Here is an 18,657-nt window from a genome sequence, read left to right as displayed (position 1 = left end):
TTAGTTGAAATTGTCTAAACAACAAGGCAACGTAGTTCACCTCCATAATATTTACTTCAATATGAGTATAACTTATTTAAACAATATGTAATAAATGAAAAATAGGGAGGAGTGAAAAAATGTCACTACCTAAAAATCCGATCCAATTAATGCCGAAAGTTTATAAAGCTGTTTTTCCTTTAGTGCATCAGGAATTGAACTATTGGAGAAATTTTGCAATGACAATCCCAGATCCAGAACTTAGAAAACAAGCATTAATGAGTATCGATACAAAAACATTCCATTGTGAAGGTGGTGCAATTTTAGCATTACTTTCTGAAAAGAATTTGAAACCAGTAATAGAATTTATCGTTGCATATCAAACGATTAGTGATTACTTAGATAATTTATGCGATCGAAGTACTTCGCTTGATCCAGTTGATTTTGAAGCACTACATGAGTCAATGATTGATGCAGTAAAATGCCAAAAATCCGATCAAATGTATTATCGCTTCCGAGAAGAACAAGACGATGGTGGATATTTAAGCGCACTAGTTTCAAAGTGTCATAGTAGTTTAAATCAATCGAAGCATTATGAGGGAATTAAAGAGTACTTAGTTCAACTTGCTGATTATTATTGTAAGTTACAAATACATAAGCATGTAAAAAAAGAAGAGCGAGTGCCTAGATTAACAAAATGGTTTGAAAAATATCAACCAGAACTTTCTGACTTAGAATGGTATGAATTTTCTGCGTGCGCAGGTTCAACTCTTGGGATTTTTTGTTTAGTTTCTTATTCATTTAATGAAATGATTACTGAAAAATTATTTGAACAAGTCTATAAGAGTTATTTTCCTTATGTACAAGGACTTCATATACTACTAGATTATGTAATTGATCAAAAGGAAGACGAGGAAGGCGGAGATTTAAATTTCTGCAGTTATTACCCGTCTAAAGATGTCATGTTAAATAGGATTGAGTATTTTTCAACGAAAAGTGATCAAGCCTTAAAAGATTTAAAAGACTATCGTTTTCATCGAATGATATGCCAAGGGTTACTAGGCATTTACTTAGCCGACAAAAAAATGGCAGGACCTGATGAGATGAAAAGGATAAGAAGAGGGATTGTTAAGAACGGTGGCTTAACATCATTCTTTTTCTATGGAAATGCTAAGTTATATTTTAAATTAAAAGAGTTAAAGGCGAGTAATAGAAGAGTGAAGGAATCGGTTTAAAAGGTAAGCACCACGCTGGCAAATAACTATGAAAACTGAGTGTTTGTACTCAGCAAAAAAAGGATCGTTAATTTCAAACGATCCTTTTTTGCGTTTATTAATTTATAGCTTCACTTTTTTTATTTAAAGTTTCACTCTTTTCAGAGAAAAATAACTTCATAAGTGGTGGAGTTACAATTGTTGTGATTAATACCACTATAACAAGGATCGCAAACATTTCCTTAGTTAATAGATTATTTGCTAAACCTGTTGATGCCATAATCAGTGCAACTTCCCCACGTGACACCATGGCTGAACCAATACCGAGTGAATTTTTAGTTGGAAATCCCGCTAGTTTTGCTCCTAGTGCTCCACCAATTAGTTTCGTTAAAATAGCAATGATACTTAAAATAATAATAGTTGGAATCGAATGACTTAACCCCGTAAATTGAACTGATACTCCAATTAAAGAGAAAAAAACAGGTACAAATACAGAGTAAGCAATCGTTTCGACCTTTTCAAAAACTTCTTGTTTAAACTTAGTAACAGATATCGAAATTCCAGCGATATAAGCTCCGATTATTGCAGCAATCCCTGTTTGATCTGCAAAAGCTGAGAATAAGAAGCAAACTATTAATGCAGCAGAGATTAGCGTTTCTGATACATTTAGTTTTATAAACTTTTTTAGGAACCAAGGGACAATCTTCCAACCGATTAATATGGCAAATGTAAAAAATATAAACTTTTTCAATAAAAGAATTGGTAAACTAACGGCGCTACCACTGAAACTCATTACAAATGCTAATGCTATGATGACAACAATATCATCAATTACGGCAGCACCTAAAATTGTTGCTCCATCTTTTGTTTTAAGTTTACCCATTTCTTTTAAAGTAGCCACCGAAATACTTACACTAGTTGCAGAAAGAACCAGCCCTAAAAAAATAGCTTCAAATTGACTTAAGTTTATGGAGATTCCATAAAGATAACCTGAGAGTAATGGGAATAGTATTCCGAGTACCCCTACATAAGATGAAGCTTTCCCAGTTCGTTTAAATTCATTAAGATCAGTTTCTAGACCTGCAATAAACATAAGTAAAATGACGCCAATTTCGCTCATTTCATGTAATGTTTCTGTTTCAGTAATGATTCCCAGAACAGCTGGCCCTAGTATAATCCCTATTAATAGCTTTCCTAAAACTGCAGGCTGACCAAGCTTTGTACTTAAATCCCCAAAAACTTTAGAGGCAATTAATATAATCGCAAGTTGCACATAAAGCATAAATTCATCTCCCGTCTGATCGCAAAAAAAGAACCTGCCACGATAGGGTAAGTAAAGTATTACATACTTATCCCTATCGTGACAGGCTCCTCCGAACAATGCATTAAATTTAATCTAAGTATAAACTATATTTGAATTAGAAAACAAGCCTAAGTATTAAAGTGGTAACAATTACATAGAAAATTAGTTTAATAGAATTAATAAGATAAGTGAAATAAAATAAGCAAAATGAAGGAATATAAACGATATGGCACTTTTAATTTTTCGAAAAAACAACATATGTTTTAGTACAAAAGAGTGTAAAAAAATTAAAATCATACTCCCGAAGAAGCCATAAAAATACCCATAAATTACCCAAAGAGTCATCTGATTTACTTGTGAAGATTCTGTATGAAATCCTCTATATAATGAAACAAGGTAAAAAATTGACCAGTAATTGATGAACGCAATTAATCCAATTAATAATAATATCCAATTCGAATTCCGTAAAATGAACTGAAAAACATTACGAAATATTTTATTCAAATTGTTTAGGTTTGTAGTCAACTCTTCACGCCCCTAGAGTTGGTTTATCTCAATTAACTACGAACTTGTTTGTATGAACAAATCAATTAAGTGGTTATATCTTTACATAATATTCAGTTGATTCCATGAATACGCCGTAATTAGATATTATTAATAATTTTTTGTGAATTTGGGGATATGTTCTTAATAAAAAAATGAACGTCTGTTTAATAAAATTCATTACTAAACAAGTTATTTAAACAAAGGCTCTGTTAAAGAAGATTGTTGATATTCTTATTGAACTAACTGGCAGTTTAGTTGAACAATGAAAGAGGAGAAAACAACTTTTTATAGAATTAATAATTGTAAAAAATTGGTAAAAATTATTTTTCGAGATGGATATACAATTATTTTAAATTTTTATACCGGAGGCTTTTATGGGAGAAGAATTATTTAATTTAGGAGGATCAAGTGAAGAATAAAAACACATTAAAAATGGTAAACTGGGTTATTTTTATCCTAGTTATGTTTGTAGGGGCTGTTACAGTAATCCTCACAGTCTATGAATTAAATACTAGACCTCTTACCACTTTTGGTGAAGAGGCACAATCTCGTATGGAATTTCGTTGGGGCTTATTACATACAATCATTTCGATTGCGATACTAGTCATTTCGACTTCATTAGCAATAGGTTGGAAACGATTATTTCCTTTTAACGTACCTGTTGCGATAATAATGGCTGGCTTTTGTTATGAATTATTTTTTCTAACATTCACCGTTGGATGGATTGGTATTCAAGGGATGGTTGGTTTTTTTATCGCTTTCTTTATAGGGATGATTTTAATAATATCTTATTTCGTTTCCACTCTTATTGAACGTAGTAAGAGCATTAAAGGTTAACTTATTCCATTTTCTTATTCAACTAACTAATGCGCTAGTTACATAAGAAAAAGCAGAATCTTCTACATGGAGATTCTGTTTTTAAAATAAAGGTTAAGTATTACGATTATACTTTGTTGCTCTTTTAAGTTCTTCAACTTCATCATTAGACAATTTTTCTTTACCAGTAAAGTGATCAATTATTTTATACAATCATTAGTGAGAGGAGGTTATTTTAATGACTGAAAATACGAAACAGGATGGTTTATTAAAAGGTGTAGTAAAAGGTCTCAAAGAAGGATTAACATTTGGTTCGGTTTTAGATCCAGATATGAGCCAAAAAAAAGTTGAAGAAACACGTGAATTTTCTACAAAAGAAAAAACAGTCTTTTTTAGTACGTAAAAATCAACATTTTATTTTAACAGAGCCTAAACAAAAAAAGAGGCCCAATAAGTATAATGACTTAAGGGGCACTCTTTTAAATTTAATTTTTAGTTGGTTCAATTTGAGTAAATATATCTCGATGAACTCTTTTCATTTCTTCAAAAAATTGCTCACGTTTAATATTATTATTATCTAATATTTCTTTAAATGAATTTGTTTTACCTTTTTGAGCGATGATATTTTCCAAAGGTTTATTTGAAAGTTTTGAGACAACTGCGATAAATATTAATTTCTTCATTTCCATTTTATGTTGCTCTACAGCTTTATTTATATTAGCTTCAGGTTGGTTTAAATAATTTGAAATATACTTAACAACTTCTTTTTTGTGGTTTTCTAACATTTTATTTGCTTTGTGATGGTGATGATGTCTATGATGCTCACCATCATCAGTTGTCGCATCATGATCATGATGTGGATGGACATAATAATTTGCTGCCGCGATGTTTTCGGCATTTACTGTGATTGTACTAAGTGTAAAAAGACTAACTACTGCACCTGCAAAAATTGCTTTTTTCATTTTGAAAACCTTCTTTCTTTTTTTTGATTTTTTTATCTTTACCAATTTTTCAAGAAAAATTTACCATTAATGAAATTTTAATGAATTTTTAAGGTGTTTATAATGGTTATGAGGGGATCAGAATAAAATTCTATAATTGTACTTTTGAATAATTGGGGAGACAACATAAAAAAACTGTCTAAAATTAGACAGTTTTTTTTTAAGCTCTTTTTTCAATTGCTAATATAAAAGGAGGATTATTTGCTTGATTAATAAATCGATAAGTTAATACATGAGCCAAGTCTTGGGGGATGTTTTGAGCAAAGTTCATTAATGCATCTTTTTCAATTTCTCCGCCTTCATGTCCATGATAAATCACTACTACGATAATCCCTTCTGGGGCCATCATTTCAAGTATTTGTTCTATTGATGAAATGGTAGATTCGGGTACTGTTACAACTGATTTATCACTACCAGGTAAATAACCAAGATTAAAAATTGCACCTTTTAATTTCTCGTGTAACGAAGCTGGGATTGCTTTTTTTACTTCTGCATGACTTGTTTGCAAAAGTGTAACTTGATTGCTTAAATTTTCATTATTTATTCTTTCAGTCGTCTTTTGAATCGCTAGTTCTTGGATATCAAATCCGTATACATGACCAGTTTCACCAACCAATTTTGCTAAAAATACTGTATCATGACCATTACCTATTGTGGCATCAATGGTAATATCACCTTCTTTAACAGTTGATTGGAGAAGCTTTCTAGCATACGGTAAAATACGATCTAGAATCATGTTAATTCTACTCGATTATTTGCGTATTTACCTTGCCAGCTATTTCTGCGTTCAAACTCACGATCAATTGCATTTAGTACTTCCCATTTCTTTAAGCTCCACATTGGTCCGATTAATAAGTCAGGTGGACCGTCTCCAGTAATACGATGTACGATTACATCACTTGGAATGATTTCAAGTTGATCAACGACTAAGTTAATATATGCGTCAAAATCCATGAATTCAACTAGTCCTTTTTCATATTGCTTCATCATTGCAGTACCTTTTAATAGGTGAAGTAAGTGAATTTTAATTCCTTGGATATCAAGTTTAGCAACTTCCATTGCAGTTTCCATCATCATTTCTGGAGTTTCAAGAGGTAAACCATTAATAATATGTGAACAAATACGGATGTTGTGCTTTCTTAATTTTTCTACGCCTTCTACGTAGGTTTTATAATCGTGTGCACGATTAATAATATTTGCAGTTTTTTCATGAACAGTTTGTAATCCTAGTTCAACCCATAAATAAGTTCGTTTGTTTAAATCTGCAAGATATTCAACAACATCATCTGGTAAACAATCCGGTCTTGTTGCGATTGATAAACCAACAACACCTTCTTGCTCTAAAATTGGCTCGAACTTTTGTTTTAATACTTCTACTGGTGCGTGAGTATTTGTATATGCTTGGAAATAGCCTAAGTATTTTCCGTTTTGCCATTTCTCATGCATTTTATCTTTTATTTTATGAAATTGAGTTACAACATCTTCAGCTCGATCTCCTGCAAAGTCTCCTGAACCAGATGCGCTACAAAAAGTACAACCTCCAAACGCAACTGTACCATCTCTATTTGGACAATCAAATCCTGCGTCGATTGAAACTTTAAAAACTTTTTCACCAAAGTGTTGTCTTAAGTGATAATTCCATGAATGATATCTTTTATGATCTATTGTATATGGAAAAGGATTGTTTTTTGTCATTCCTCATCCCTCCCTTAATTTAAGTCAATATTATCGATTTTATCATGCTCTATTAAGAAAACCAAATGGAAAAACCTTTCTTATTTGTAAAGAAATTATTGTACTCTGATTGAAAGGTTCGGAAATACTATCCTTGAGGTAACCTACATATCGGATACTTCATTAAAGTCTCAAAGGAGGTATTTTCTTGGGAATAACAGATCGCAATTTCGGACAAGAACAAGTACAACAAGCGCAACAAGCCTATGATTATGCAGTGCAACAATTAGAAATTGGCATGCGACAAGAGCATTTTAACGGAATCGAGTATTCTGAAGCACAGGCAGGGCTTGAACAAGCAATTATGCAGTTAGAAAAAGTTGAAAACCTTGCAAATTTAGAAAATAGAGATGAATTTAATCGTTTACGTAGACAATTAACAAAGCTACAACATCAAATGATTATTACTCCGCACTAAAGGAGATTAGAATATGCAAGAATACGTTCAAGAATATGCAATCCTTGGGAGGAATCCAAAAGTGGTAAAAAAGAAATCAAAAAGTAATAACCCTGAACAAACAACAAAGAATCAAACGAAAACAGAATTCTCAGGTGAACTTTCAGCTGTAGATCAAGTCAAAATGAATAACGCTAAAAAAGGTCAACCACAAAGATCAAAGCAGGGGTAAGGTAGAAAAAGGGAAAAGGAAGGCATGCCTTCCTTTTTTTATTTCATTTGGTAATTTTTGGGTTATGTGGTGCTTTTCTAATATTTTCTAGGTTTTTTGGCCTTGTTATCTCTCCTCACTCAAAGCATGCCTCTTGAAAGTAGGTCGATTCTCCTCTACAATTAATGAGTTAATGAGATAAAAATAGATAAAAAGGGACAGCTTTGAGGGGAGTAAGGGATGCCAAAAAAACTATGGTTTTTGTTAATCGGTATGATTTTAAATGTAACAGGTAATTCTTTTTTATGGCCATTCAATACAGTATACATCCATATATATTTAGGAAAGTCCTTGTCTGTTGCGGGGCTTATTTTAATGTTTAATTCATTGGCCGGTGTATTTGGTAATATGCTAGGAGGCTGGCTTTTTGATAAATTTGGGGGATATAGGTCAATCCTTACTGGTATTAGTATTACGTTTTTGTCAATATTAGGTTTGGTTATTAATCATTCTTGGGCATATTATAGTTTTTTCTTCGTAATATTAGGATTTGGTGTTGGTATTGTATTTCCATCAATGTATGCAATGGTTGGAGCGGCATGGCCAGAGGGTGGTCGTAAAGCTTTTAATGCAATTTATGTAGCTCAAAATCTTGGCGTGGCGATTGGTACGGCGTTAGGTGGAGTTGTTGCTGCCGCTAATATTAATTATATTTTCTCCGCTAATTTGCTATTATATATTATTTTCTTCTTAGTCGCTTTATTTGGATTTAGAGATATTGGAGTACCTAATGAAATAAAAGAAACTTCTCAAGTGGAAAAAGCAGAAAAACAAAAATTTTCATTTACTCCTTCAATGAAGGCTTTGATGATTGTTTGTTGTGCGTATGTTTTATGTTGGTTAGTTTATGTGCAATGGCAAACTACGATTGCTTCAGAAATGCAAAATCTACACATTGGCTTAACAAAATATAGCCAATTATGGACTGTAAATGGTTTACTTATTGTTATAGCTCAACCTGTAATATCAACTGCTATTCGCAAATATGATTTAAGTATGAGAAAGCAAATGTTATTTGGAATTGGATTCTTTATCGTTTCGACTATTTTTGTAAGTACTGCTGAACAGTTCTCAATGTTTATGACTGGTATGATCATCTTAACGATTGGAGAAATGTTCGTATGGCCTGCAGTACCAACAATTGCAAACATGCTTGCTCCAAAAGATCGTATAGGAATGTATCAAGGGATTGTAAATAGTGCAGCGACGGTTGGAAGAATGTTAGGACCTGTTATAGGTGGAGCACTCGTTGATACATTTAATATGAGAGTATTATTTATCATTTTAGTTGTCTTTTTATTAATAAGCATGGTTTTCTCTGTGCTCTATGAAAGATTAGCTAAAAAAGTAGTAAAAGCTGAAAATCAAACTTTTGCTTCTTAAAAATAGGCGATGTATAATTGACCTTTTTCTTTGGTTATAATAAAATGGTATAAATTAAATCTAAATGATCGGCAATGATTGGGAATAGTAGTGAATATGAAGAGGTTTAGAGAGTTGACGGTTGGTGAAAGTCAATCCATTCTATTCATGAACTCGCCCATAAGCCACATTTGTGAACGGTTTTAACCAAGTAATAAATGTCGTGTTCCACGTTACGGAAACAAGTGAATGTATTTTTACATTAATTTGGGTGGTACCGCGGGAAATCCTCTCGTCCCTTTTGGGACGGGAGGATTTTTTTATTTGTAGACCGCTAGGGCCACAGCCGAGCCATTTATACATGAAAAAAGGAGGCAATAATATGAGTTTTAATCATGGTTCTATTGAACAGAAATGGCAGAAGTATTGGTTAGAAAATAAAACGTTTAAAACGACTGACGATACAAGCAAGCCGAAATTTTATGCACTTGATATGTTCCCTTATCCATCTGGAGCGGGATTACATGTGGGTCATCCAGAAGGGTACACAGCTACTGATATCCTTTCAAGAATGAAAAGAATGCAAGGCTATAATGTACTTCATCCAATGGGGTGGGATGCATTTGGTCTACCTGCAGAACAATATGCTTTAGATACTGGGAATGATCCAGCTGAATTTACTGAAAAGAATATTAATACTTTCCGTAATCAAATTCAGGCACTAGGATTTTCATATGATTGGGATCGTGAAATTAATACGACTGATCCTAATTATTACAAATGGACGCAATGGATTTTCCTAAGAATGGTTGAAAAAGGATTAGCTTATGTAGATGAGATTCCAGTTAACTGGTGCCCAGCTCTTGGTACAGTTTTAGCTAATGAAGAAGTAATCAATGGGAAAAGTGAGCGCGGAGGACATCCGGTTGAGCGTCGTCCAATGAAGCAATGGATCCTAAAAATCACAGCTTATGCTGATAGATTATTAGAAGATCTAGAAGAATTAGATTGGCCAGAAAGCTTAAAAGAAATGCAACGCAACTGGATTGGCCGTTCTGAAGGTGCTGAAGTTTACTTTAATGTTGATGGATTCGATGAAAAAGTAACAGTATTTACAACACGTCCTGATACATTATTCGGTGCAACTTATGTAGTATTAGCTCCAGAACATGATTTAGTTAATCAAATTACAACAGCTGATCAAAAAGATGCTGTTGAAGCATACATCGATTCAGTTAAATCGAAAAGTGATCTAGAGAGAACTGATTTAGCCAAGGATAAAACAGGTGTTTTCACAGGAGCATATGCAATTAACCCTGTAAATAACGAAAAGCTTCCAATTTGGATTGCTGATTATGTACTTGCAAGCTATGGAACTGGTGCAGTTATGGCAGTACCAGGACATGATGAGCGCGATCACGAATTTGCAGTTAAATTTAAATTACCAATCGTTGAAGTTGTTGAAGGTGGAGACGTTCAAAAAGAAGCTTACGCTGGAGATGGCAAACATGTTAACTCTGATTTCTTAAACGGTTTAAATAAACAAGAAGCTCTTGAAAAAATAATAGATTGGTTAGATTCTTCAAAATCAGGTGAGAAAAAAGTTACGTATCGTCTACGTGATTGGTTATTCTCTCGTCAAAGATATTGGGGAGAGCCAATTCCAGTAATTTTCTGGGAAGATGGTACTATGACAGTTGTTCCTGATGAGGAATTACCATTAATTCTTCCAAAAACAGAAGATATTCGCCCAAGTGGTACTGGAGAGTCACCATTAGCGAATATTTCTGAATGGGTTAATGTAGTTGATCCAGTAACAGGTAAAAAAGGAAGACGTGAAACAAATACAATGCCACAATGGGGCGGAAGTTGCTGGTATTACTTACGTTATATTGATCCAAATAATAACGAAGCAATCGCAGATTCTGAATTACTAAAGCATTGGTTACCAGTTGATGTATATATTGGGGGAGCAGAGCATGCAGTTCTTCACTTACTATACGCTCGTTTCTGGCATAAATTCCTTTATGATTTAGGTGTAGTTCCTACAAAAGAGCCATTCCAAAAGCTATTCAACCAAGGAATGATCTTAGGGGAAAATAATGAAAAAATGTCTAAGTCTAAAGGGAACGTTGTAAATCCTGATGATATCGTTGCTAGCCATGGTGCTGATACATTACGTTTATATGAAATGTTCATGGGGCCATTAGATGCATCAATCGCTTGGTCAGAAAATGGATTAGATGGTTCTCGCCGTTTCTTAGACCGAGTATGGCGTTTATTTGTTACAGATAATGAAGAGCTTTCAGATAAAATTGTAGAGGGTGCTACTTCTAGCAGTCTTGAAAAAACATATCACCAAACAGTAAAGAAAGTAACAGAGGACTTTGAAGGTTTACGCTTTAACACTGCAATTTCACAAATGATGGTGTTTATTAACGAAGCATATAAAGCTGACCAATTACCAAAAGAAATGGTAGAAGGTTTTGTAAAATTAATAGCACCAGTAGCTCCTCATATCGGTGAAGAACTTTGGAGTAAGCTAGGTCATAGTGATTCAATTGCATATGCTACATGGCCAGCATACGATGAAGCTAAACTTGTAGAAGACGAAATTGAAATCGTAGTACAAATTAATGGTAAAGTAAAAGCGAAATTACTTGTTGCAAAAGATGCTTCTCGTGAGCAAATGGAGCAAATTGCATTATCAGACGATGCAGTTAAGGAACAAGTTGAAGGCAAAACTGTTCGAAAAATCATTGCTGTACCAGGTAAATTAGTAAATATTGTTGCTAACTAAATAGTTAATTCGAAAAAACCTCTTTTGAGGTTTTTTCTTTGTTTACTATTGATTTTTTACCACCCAAGTCCTTTTATGGGTAAGTAAATTTCGAGATATTACTTTTCTACTAACTTATGCACCCTTTTTGCGAGTTAGTAAATTTCATCAATTTGCTTAATTACTAATTCATCCTCGCCATCAAGGTGGAAAGAATGAAACGTACTTTTTGCATAGAAAATAATTAGTTGTTAAGATGTTGCTATAAAGAAAGGATGAGCAATGATGAATACGATTTCTGCAAATGAAGTTAAAGAGCGTTTAGAATCAGGAGAAACGCTATTTTTAGTAGATGTACGAGAGGACTATGAGGTTGAGTATGGGAAAATTCCGGAAGCAGTTCATATTCCAATGGGGCAAATTCCTAGCAAATTAGATGTTTTTAATAAAGAATTTGAATACATTTTTATTTGTAAGGCAGGCGTTCGAAGTGAGAATGTTTGTGAGTATTTAAATGAGCTAGGCTATAAGGCGATCAACATGGAAGGTGGAATGATGGCCTGGGAAGGCGAGATCAAATAAAAAAATTTATCTGTATCGATATTTTGTCTACCTACCTGAAATCCAACGTTTTTGTTGGATTTTTTTATTTATTTGGTTTAATTTAGGCTAATGTTTTTTAATATAAGGAATATTAAGCACGTGAGTTGTGACATATATTAAAGTAGAACCTCATATATTTTTTCATTGAGGTCTTTGCTTGTTAGAAAGGAGGGGGTTGATTTGCCTAAAACATTAAAAATTGATATTACCGATAAAATAATTGGTAAATTTAAAGATGGGCATATGGAGTTGTATTCTTCAAAGTATTTAATTGGAAAGTTTTACTTTAAAGACTTAAAACAATCTTTCCAATTGGCAGATGGGTATGTTGAAGAGGATGGACGATTCTATTTATTAGTGAACTTGCAACACGAACAATCGAACGCTCGCCTTTGACCTTAAATTAGGGACGGTGGATTTGTGCCAAAGAAAAATATAATAATTGAAAAGCATAAGTTAAAACTAGAAAATCAGTTTGATTGTTTTTCGAATACAACTATGGCAATAAGCTTGGCGAATAACAGTTTTACTTTTATAAAGTTTCTTAAGAATCAATCCTTATGCTTTTCGATATGTAAAGATTATAGGACCTAGCGAAAAAATGTATTCGTTCGGTCCTTTGTTTATTTCTTAAAAATTAGTTTGAGAGTAATCCGCAGCTGATGCTCCTGCTAATCTACCAGTTACCAAAGCAGCGGTAATATTATAGCCACCAGTGTAACCGTGAATATCTAATATTTCTCCACAAAAATAAAGGCCATTCATGATTTTAGATGACATTTCTTTTGGATGAACTTCCTTTGTTGAGACGCCACCACCTGTAACGAAGGCTTTTTCAATTGAAAGAGTTCCGTTTACTATAAATGAAAAGCCCTTAAATAATTGGACAAGCTCTCTTAATTTCATCGTAGCAATTTCATTACAAGGAGTTGCCTCATCAATTCCACATTTTGAAAGCAGAAATAGTAAATATCTTTCAGGTACATAACCTTTAAGAACGTTCTTAATCGCTTTTTTAGGTTCTTCTTTTAGAATTCTGTTTACGTCTTGAAATAATGACTCCTCGTTTTGCTCTGGGAAACAATCAATCGCAACTGATACATTTTTTGTTTTAAACTTTTGTTGTACTTTATATACAAATTGGCTACAACGTAGTGCGGCAGGGCCCGAAATTCCAAAATGAGTAAAAAGCATGTCCATTTTATGGGCGATCACTTTTTTGCCTTTTGGATTTAATACACTTAATTCAATGTCTCTTAATGCAAGGCCTTGAAGTGATTTATTTTGAATAAAATCTTCACTTGAAGTTATAGGTACTTCTGTCGGAAAGAGTTCAGTTATTGTATGACCAGCTTTTTTTGCCCAAGCATATCCATCACCTGTCGATCCTGTGTGTGGAACAGATTTACCACCTACTGCAAGGACAACACTTTTTGAGTGAATGACTGTTCGATCATCCAATATGATTCCGACTACTTTACCATTTTCATAGAGTACGTCTTTAACAGTTCGATTGGTCTGAATATCTACATGATGTTTTTTTAGTTTTTGCATTAATGCATTTAATACTGATTTTGAGTCATTTGATACAGGAAACATTCTCCCGTGATCCTCTTCTTTTAATGCGACTCCCATGTTTTCAAAAAACTGTATAATATCCTCGTTATTATAGATAGAGAATGCACTATATAAAAATCGGCCATTTCCAGGTATATGTTTAATAACTTCCTCTATAGGTAAGCGATTTGTTACGTTACAACGACCACCACCTGATATAAGGAGTTTTTGTCCTAATTTAGTTCCTTTTTCAAGTAAAAGTACTTTAGCTTTGTTTTCAGCAGCGCTAATTGCAGCCATCAGACCAGAAGTTCCGCCACCAATTACAATCACGTCATAAACCATTATTTCACTACTTTCGTTACAAATTCCTTTTAGTCAGTTTACCATTATTTCAAGTAAGCTCCAACTTCTTATCATTTTTTAATTTTTTCTTTGTATATGATATGGTAAGATAGATTAGTTAGTTTGATCGAGAATTGGTAGGAGGCAGTTTATGTCAGATTCAAAATTGCTACGAGGTACCTTCATATTAACTGCTGGTACGTTTTTAATAAAATTTCTAGGAATGATTTATACATTCCCTTTTTATGCGTTAGTTGGTTCAAAAGGGTCTGCATTATATAATTATGGTTACGTTCCATATACTTTGTTTATCAGTATAGCTACTGCAGGTGTTCCGTTAGCTGTAGCAAAGTTCGTTTCGAAGTACAATGCTATTGAAGAATATGAAACAAGTAGAAGGCTTTTTCATGCAAGTCAGCTACTCCTAATATGTACAGGTATATTTTCGTTTTTAACGTTATATATCATAGCACCTTATATTGCACCTCTTATGATTCCAAAGGATACAAAAGGTAATAGTGTAGAAGATGTAGTTTCAGTTATGCGAATAGTAAGTACTGCATTAATATTAGTACCTTCTCAGAGTTTATATAGAGGTTTTTTCCAGGGGCATCAATCAACAGGCCCAACTACTGTATCCCAGTTAATTGAACAAATTGTACGTATTGTATTTACGCTAGTTGGAAGTTATATCATTCTAAAAGTTATGGGTGGAACCATTACTCAAGCAGTAGGGTTATCGACGTTTGCAGCTACAATTGGTGCTGTAGGTGGTATTTTAAATTTACTATGGTATTGGAGAAAGCGAAAAGTTCATTTAGATGAACTTCTTCCAAAATCAAAAGGATTAATCTATCCTACTAAATTAGAAATGTTTAAAGAATTATTTTCTTATTCAATTCCATATGTCTTTGTTGGACTTGCTATCCCGTTATATCAATTAGTGGATCAGTTTACTTATAATAGAGCAATGGAAGCAATAGGATTAAAAGATATTGCAGAGAATACTTATGTAATGTTTTCATACACAAGTCACAAACTAGTTATGATTCCTGTTTCATTAGCAACGGCATTTGGTTTAACACTTGTTCCTGCTATAACTGAAGCATTCGTAAATAAAAATCATAAAAAGCTACAAAGTCAAATTACCCAAACCTACCAGGTTGTATTCTTCCTAACTCTTCCTGCTGTAGTAGGTATCTCAGTTTTGGCTGAACCAATTTATAGTGCATTTTATCAAAAAAGTACACTTGGTGGAAGTATACTAGGCTTTTATGCTCCAGTAGCTTTATTGTATTCACTTTTCACGGTAAATGTAGCGATTTTACAAGGTTTAGATAAACAAAAATATGCGATTATTGGTTTAATAGGCGGAGTAATATTAAAAATTGTTTTAAATGTACCATTAATTTATGCATTTAAAACATATGGCGCGGTATTAGCGACCGGATTAGGCTATTCATTTTCAATCGTATACAATTTCTATTATATTCGTAAAAATGCGCAGTTCTCTTTCAATAAAGTGTTTAGAAGGATTATCTTTATGATTATCTTATCTGGCTTAATGGCCGGAGCGGTTTATGCTGTAGAATACTTATTAGGATTCTGGTGGACTTATAAAGATGGTCGAATGATTTCAATGTTCCTTGTCATCATTGGAGCAATTGTAGGGTCTATTGTTTATTTAGGGGTTGCGTACAAATTAAACTTATTTGAAATTATTTTAGGAGCTCGTTTAAAGAATCGTTTTAAGTTTGGAAAAAGAGGATAAAAATATATGGTGAACCTTCTTTTTAGTGGTTCACCTTTTTTTACACATTAAGAGTGTTTAAATTGACAGCGGAGAGGAGAACGACGTAGAAGCTGATTTTCAAGAATTAAATATAAATGCAACTACGTCTCTGACTTCGCTAAAAAAGCTCGCTAATCGGCGAGTTTTCTTAAACTTTTATTTAGAAAGAAAAGGTGCTAATGAATGAGAATTGATAAAATTTTAGCCAATATGGGATATGGCAGTAGGAAAGAAGTAAAGTCTTTATTAAAACAAGGTGTTGTAAAAATTGGAGATAATGTTGTAAAAAGCCCAAAAGAGCATGTTGATATTGAACAGCAAGTTGTAACGGTTAATGGTGAGGTAGTAGAGTATAAAGAGTTTGTTTATTTAATGATGAACAAACCACCAGGTGTTATATCTGCTACAGAAGATTCGGAGCATGAAACTGTAATCGGATTATTAGAATATGAAGATATCATTTTCGAGCCATTTCCAGTTGGACGTTTAGATAAAGATACTGAAGGATTGTTATTAATAACGAATGATGGTCATTTAGCACATCAATTACTTTCTCCTAAAAAACACGTACCAAAGAAGTATTATGCTACGATTGATGGAGTAGTAACTGAAGCTGATATTAAAGCATTTGAAAAAGGCGTAACACTAGAGGATGGTTATTTAACGAAACCTGGTTATTTAACAATTCTTAAATCAGGAGAAGAATCTGAGATCGAATTAGTTATTATGGAAGGTAAATTCCATCAAGTGAAAAGAATGTTTGAAGCAGTAGGAAAGAAAGTTACTTACTTAAAAAGACTTGAGATGGGTCCTTTAAAGCTAGATGAAGATTTAGAGTTAGGTGAATATCGAGAATTGACTGATGAAGAGATTGACCTATTAAAGTCGGTTAACGAAGAGAAATAAATTTAATAGAGAGCCAAAAGAAAAACAAAAACCCTTGATTAGACGTCAGACAAGACAATCATAGGTTTTTGTTTTTCTTTTTTTACGAAGAAGCTTTTACTTTTTTCCCTGTTACGGCCCATTTTCCCCTACTTGGACTATAAACTAGATTATTAAACTCTAAAATGTTTAAATCTCGTTGGATTGTTCTAGGTGTAATACCAAACTCCTCCACTAGGTCTTTTGTAGAAACGGTGCCATTTTCACTAATATACATGTAAATGGCTTTAATTCGAGTCAGCATTCGAGAAGTTCCAGAATTCAAAAAACCACTCCTTTACCTACCGCATTGTTTCATAACAGGTTAGTTAAGTATATTACTAGTTAAGCTTATATTTTCATTTTACTCTTTTTCAGTAGTTTCATAACGAAATTTATGAAAATAATACAAAAATTTAATGAAAATTTGCGCAAACGTAATCATTTTGCAAGTTTAAGGTAATATATTCTACAAAGAGTGTCATATTCCTTCTTTTTTCGTTCCATTTATGAATAAATTATGTTTAAATTTTAAAAGATGTTAAACTATTTATATTAAAGGAGGTATTTCTATGACACAAATTAATTGGATGGAAGAAGTTTTAAAACGTAAAGAAGATTATTTAAAACAAACGATTGAACTTCTTAATATTGAAAGCGTTTATGATGAAGCGACAATTACAAAAGAAGCACCTATGGGTAAAGGTATTAATGAAGCACTTACATACATGTTAAATTTAGGTGAAAAAGACGGGTTTATTCCAAAAAATGTTGATGGATATGCTGGTCACTTAGAAATGGGAAGCGGAGAAGAACTAGTAGGAATTCTTTGTCACTTAGATGTTGTACCTGCTGGAGATGGCTGGTCTCATGATCCATTTGATGCAATTATTAAAGATGGAAATATTTATGCACGAGGCGCAATTGATGATAAGGGTCCTACAATGGCTGCTTATTATGCAATGAAGATTGTTAAAGAATTAGGTTTACCAATTAATAAACGTGTACGTATGATTCTTGGAACAGATGAAGAAAGCCAATGGCGTTGTGTTGATCACTACTTTGAAAAAGAAGAAATGCCAACAATGGGCTTTGCACCTGATGCGGATTTCCCGATTATTTACGCTGAAAAAGGGATATTGGATATTAATTTCAAACAAGTGCAGTTAAATGAAGATAACGAGAGTGAATATAAATTAGTTTCATTCTCTTCAGGTAGAAGAGTAAATATGGTACCTGATTATGCAAAAGCTATCGTTTCAGGACCTAACTTTGATCAAGAAGCATTTACAAAACATATTAGTGAGTTAGGATGTAAAGCTGAAGTTACTGAAGAAAATGGAAACCAAGTTTTAGCAGTAGAAGGCGTTTCAGTACATGGAATGGAACCTGATAAAGGTAAGAATGCGGGTATTGCATTAGCAAGCTTTTTAAATCAATTTGAATTTAATGTTAATGCTGATCGATTCTTAAAGTTTATCGTTGAAAACTTTAAAGGTGACTCTCGCGGTAAAAACATGGGCGTTGCGTTTAATGATGATATTACTGGTGATTTAACAATTAATTTAGGAATTATGCAATACGAAGAAAATAATGGTGGTTCATTTGGCTTAACTTTACGTTATCCAGTGACAACTGATATTGACTTTGTTATTTCAACACTTACTGAACGTGGAAGTAAATATAGCTTTGAATTTAATGAAATTAAAAATTCGAAGCCTCACCATGTTCCAAAGGATCACCCATTAATTCAAACTTTACAAAAAGTATATGAAGAGCAAACGGGTGAGGAAGCAACATTGTTAACAATCGGTGGTGGTACTTACGCACGTTCATTAAGTGCAGGTGTAGCTTTTGGACCATTATTCTTAGGGAAACCGGAAGTGGCTCATCAAAAAGACGAATATGCTGAAATTGATGATTTATTAAAAGCAATTGCAATTTATGCACAGTCAATTGCTGAATTAGTTAAGTAATGATAGTTTTAGACTGATTAAACGACCGATTTATTGAGACAATAAGGTGAAGCGAGCG

Annotated in this window: 18 protein-coding genes and 1 other annotated feature; of the genes, 12 read left to right on the top strand and 6 right to left on the bottom strand. The window is 33.2% G+C overall.

The features are described from left to right. Positions 1-119: 119 nt before the first annotated feature. Positions 120-1,214 (top strand): tetraprenyl-beta-curcumene synthase family protein, encoded by a 1,095-nt coding sequence (locus tag BED47_RS17710; protein WP_069034735.1) that lies wholly within the window; start codon positions 120-122, stop codon positions 1,212-1,214. A 97-nt stretch (positions 1,215-1,311) separates the two neighbouring features. Here the strand turns inward: BED47_RS17710 and BED47_RS17705 are convergent, their stop codons facing one another. Further along, positions 1,312-2,475 (bottom strand): cation:proton antiporter, encoded by a 1,164-nt coding sequence (locus BED47_RS17705; RefSeq protein WP_069034734.1) that lies wholly within the window; start codon positions 2,473-2,475, stop codon positions 1,312-1,314. A gap of 975 nt (positions 2,476-3,450) precedes the next feature. On the opposite strand from BED47_RS17705, the gene BED47_RS17695 reads away from it, so the two are divergent. Together BED47_RS17695 and BED47_RS23790 are read left to right on the top strand one after the other, a co-directional pair. Beyond that, positions 3,451-3,879: an RND transporter gene (locus tag BED47_RS17695; RefSeq protein WP_069034732.1), complete on the top strand. Its 429-nt coding sequence runs from the start codon at positions 3,451-3,453 to the stop codon at positions 3,877-3,879. A gap of 217 nt (positions 3,880-4,096) precedes the next feature. After that, entirely contained in the window at positions 4,097-4,261 is a 165-nt protein-coding gene (locus BED47_RS23790) for a hypothetical protein (protein ID WP_175403519.1), read from the top strand. 82 nt (positions 4,262-4,343) lie between these two features. Here the strand turns inward: BED47_RS23790 and BED47_RS17690 are convergent, their stop codons facing one another. The 3 genes from BED47_RS17690 to BED47_RS17680 form a co-directional block, all read right to left on the bottom strand. Continuing rightward, complete coding sequence (locus BED47_RS17690) at positions 4,344-4,820, bottom strand: hypothetical protein (RefSeq protein WP_069034731.1); 477 nt, start codon at positions 4,818-4,820, stop codon at positions 4,344-4,346. A 199-nt stretch (positions 4,821-5,019) separates the two neighbouring features. Further along, positions 5,020-5,595, bottom strand: coding sequence for a class I SAM-dependent methyltransferase (locus tag BED47_RS17685; RefSeq protein ID WP_069034730.1), 576 nt, complete (start codon positions 5,593-5,595; stop codon positions 5,020-5,022). Beyond that, positions 5,592-6,554 (bottom strand): TIGR01212 family radical SAM protein, encoded by a 963-nt coding sequence (locus BED47_RS17680; protein WP_069034729.1) that lies wholly within the window; start codon positions 6,552-6,554, stop codon positions 5,592-5,594. The genes BED47_RS17685 and BED47_RS17680 overlap by 4 nt, the downstream gene beginning before the upstream one ends. A 193-nt stretch (positions 6,555-6,747) precedes the next feature. Between BED47_RS17680 and BED47_RS17675 the strand changes: the two genes are divergently transcribed. From BED47_RS17675 to BED47_RS17650, 6 genes are all read left to right on the top strand, one after another. After that, positions 6,748-7,011: a DUF2524 family protein gene (locus tag BED47_RS17675; RefSeq protein ID WP_069034790.1), complete on the top strand. Its 264-nt coding sequence runs from the start codon at positions 6,748-6,750 to the stop codon at positions 7,009-7,011. Positions 7,012-7,072: 61 nt separating this feature from the next. Then, complete coding sequence (locus BED47_RS17670; RefSeq protein ID WP_254664619.1) at positions 7,073-7,222, top strand: glycogen biosynthesis protein GlgD; 150 nt, start codon at positions 7,073-7,075, stop codon at positions 7,220-7,222. Positions 7,223-7,441: 219 nt separating this feature from the next. Further along, a complete protein-coding gene (locus tag BED47_RS17665) occupies positions 7,442-8,644 on the top strand; it encodes an MDR family MFS transporter (RefSeq protein ID WP_069034727.1) in 1,203 nt (400 codons plus the stop codon). A 65-nt stretch (positions 8,645-8,709) separates the two neighbouring features. Beyond that, positions 8,710-8,926 (top strand) — a binding site (T-box leader). A gap of 79 nt (positions 8,927-9,005) precedes the next feature. After that, a complete protein-coding gene (leuS, locus tag BED47_RS17660) occupies positions 9,006-11,423 on the top strand; it encodes a leucine--tRNA ligase (RefSeq protein ID WP_069034726.1) in 2,418 nt (805 codons plus the stop codon). A gap of 264 nt (positions 11,424-11,687) precedes the next feature. Continuing rightward, positions 11,688-11,984: a rhodanese-like domain-containing protein gene (locus BED47_RS17655; RefSeq protein WP_254664613.1), complete on the top strand. Its 297-nt coding sequence runs from the start codon at positions 11,688-11,690 to the stop codon at positions 11,982-11,984. 201 nt (positions 11,985-12,185) lie between these two features. Further along, entirely contained in the window at positions 12,186-12,401 is a 216-nt protein-coding gene (locus BED47_RS17650) for a DUF2553 family protein (protein WP_069034724.1), read from the top strand. A gap of 234 nt (positions 12,402-12,635) precedes the next feature. On the opposite strand, the gene BED47_RS17645 is transcribed toward BED47_RS17650, so the two are convergent. Continuing rightward, complete coding sequence (locus BED47_RS17645; protein ID WP_069034723.1) at positions 12,636-13,907, bottom strand: NAD(P)/FAD-dependent oxidoreductase; 1,272 nt, start codon at positions 13,905-13,907, stop codon at positions 12,636-12,638. 151 nt (positions 13,908-14,058) lie between these two features. On the opposite strand from BED47_RS17645, the gene BED47_RS17640 reads away from it, so the two are divergent. Together BED47_RS17640 and BED47_RS17635 are read left to right on the top strand one after the other, a co-directional pair. After that, positions 14,059-15,678: a putative polysaccharide biosynthesis protein gene (locus tag BED47_RS17640; RefSeq protein ID WP_069034722.1), complete on the top strand. Its 1,620-nt coding sequence runs from the start codon at positions 14,059-14,061 to the stop codon at positions 15,676-15,678. A gap of 204 nt (positions 15,679-15,882) precedes the next feature. After that, a complete protein-coding gene (locus tag BED47_RS17635) occupies positions 15,883-16,605 on the top strand; it encodes a pseudouridine synthase (RefSeq protein WP_069034721.1) in 723 nt (240 codons plus the stop codon). A gap of 82 nt (positions 16,606-16,687) precedes the next feature. On the opposite strand, the gene BED47_RS17630 is transcribed toward BED47_RS17635, so the two are convergent. Further along, positions 16,688-16,888, bottom strand: a complete 201-nt coding sequence (locus BED47_RS17630) for a DeoR family transcriptional regulator (RefSeq protein ID WP_056473526.1) — start codon at positions 16,886-16,888, stop codon at positions 16,688-16,690. Between the two features lie 307 nt (positions 16,889-17,195). Here BED47_RS17630 and pepV point away from each other — a divergent pair, with 307 nt between their 5' ends. Then, the gene (gene pepV / locus BED47_RS17625) at positions 17,196-18,599 is read left to right on the top strand and encodes a dipeptidase PepV (RefSeq protein WP_069034720.1); all 1,404 of its coding nucleotides are present in this window, start codon (positions 17,196-17,198) and stop codon (positions 18,597-18,599) included. Positions 18,600-18,657 lie beyond the last annotated feature (58 nt).

It is taken from the genome of Gottfriedia luciferensis, from assembly GCF_001712755.1.
In the GTDB taxonomy this organism is placed as follows: domain Bacteria; phylum Bacillota; class Bacilli; order Bacillales; family Bacillaceae_G; genus Gottfriedia; species Gottfriedia luciferensis_B.
This window is presented reverse-complemented; position numbering and strand designations above follow the sequence as displayed.

What these genes read in the sequence shown, in the direction of transcription:
- pepV (WP_069034720.1), top strand. Translation starts at nt 17,196, where the DNA reads ATGACACAAATTAATTGGATGGAAGAAGTTTTAAAACGTAAAGAAGAT.
- leuS (WP_069034726.1), top strand. Translation starts at nt 9,006, where the DNA reads ATGAGTTTTAATCATGGTTCTATTGAACAGAAATGGCAGAAGTATTGG.
- BED47_RS17630 (WP_056473526.1), bottom strand. Translation starts at nt 16,888, where the DNA reads ATGCTGACTCGAATTAAAGCCATTTACATGTATATTAGTGAAAATGGC.
- BED47_RS17640 (WP_069034722.1), top strand. Translation starts at nt 14,059, where the DNA reads ATGTCAGATTCAAAATTGCTACGAGGTACCTTCATATTAACTGCTGGT.
- BED47_RS23790 (WP_175403519.1), top strand. Translation starts at nt 4,097, where the DNA reads ATGACTGAAAATACGAAACAGGATGGTTTATTAAAAGGTGTAGTAAAA.
- BED47_RS17645 (WP_069034723.1), bottom strand. Translation starts at nt 13,907, where the DNA reads ATGGTTTATGACGTGATTGTAATTGGTGGCGGAACTTCTGGTCTGATG.
- BED47_RS17690 (WP_069034731.1), bottom strand. Translation starts at nt 4,820, where the DNA reads ATGAAAAAAGCAATTTTTGCAGGTGCAGTAGTTAGTCTTTTTACACTT.
- BED47_RS17680 (WP_069034729.1), bottom strand. Translation starts at nt 6,554, where the DNA reads ATGACAAAAAACAATCCTTTTCCATATACAATAGATCATAAAAGATAT.
- BED47_RS17705 (WP_069034734.1), bottom strand. Translation starts at nt 2,475, where the DNA reads ATGCTTTATGTGCAACTTGCGATTATATTAATTGCCTCTAAAGTTTTT.
- BED47_RS17665 (WP_069034727.1), top strand. Translation starts at nt 7,442, where the DNA reads ATGCCAAAAAAACTATGGTTTTTGTTAATCGGTATGATTTTAAATGTA.
- BED47_RS17655 (WP_254664613.1), top strand. Translation starts at nt 11,688, where the DNA reads ATGAATACGATTTCTGCAAATGAAGTTAAAGAGCGTTTAGAATCAGGA.
- BED47_RS17635 (WP_069034721.1), top strand. Translation starts at nt 15,883, where the DNA reads ATGAGAATTGATAAAATTTTAGCCAATATGGGATATGGCAGTAGGAAA.
- BED47_RS17685 (WP_069034730.1), bottom strand. Translation starts at nt 5,595, where the DNA reads ATGATTCTAGATCGTATTTTACCGTATGCTAGAAAGCTTCTCCAATCA.
- BED47_RS17710 (WP_069034735.1), top strand. Translation starts at nt 120, where the DNA reads ATGTCACTACCTAAAAATCCGATCCAATTAATGCCGAAAGTTTATAAA.